The sequence below is a fragment of the Ochrobactrum sp. SFR4 genome, assembly GCF_019730395.1.
Taxonomy (GTDB): Bacteria; Pseudomonadota; Alphaproteobacteria; order Rhizobiales; family Rhizobiaceae; genus Pseudochrobactrum.
This window is the reverse complement of sequence record NZ_JAAPBB010001353.1, coordinates 1-237: the sequence shown is the minus strand read 5'-3', so window position 1 is coordinate 237 and position 237 is coordinate 1. Positions and strand designations below refer to the sequence as shown.

General features: G+C 54.0%; 1 pseudogene. It reads right to left on the bottom strand.

The features are described from left to right. A pseudogene (locus tag HBA93_RS23430) lies at positions 1-181 on the bottom strand (IS5/IS1182 family transposase); the annotation flags it as partial. Positions 182-237: the final 56 nt, after the last annotated feature.

The window sequence follows — 237 nt, the reverse complement described above, 5'->3', positions numbered from 1 at the left end:
GCGACTGGCCACCTGGTGTTGTCCGTCGCGGAGCCAACCAGCCTGCAATCGCAGCTTCACTGATCCAGAATGTAATACTGCCGCGCTGGCGCAAACCCGCGTCATAGTTAGGCCAGTTTTTAACCCTGAACTTCTGCTGCGGTATCCGACGGCGGTGAGCAGCGTTGTGTTTGAAAGGCATGAGCCTGATCCCACAGACGAAAAGCTCAATTGGTAAAGCCTAACTCTGTAAGTTCA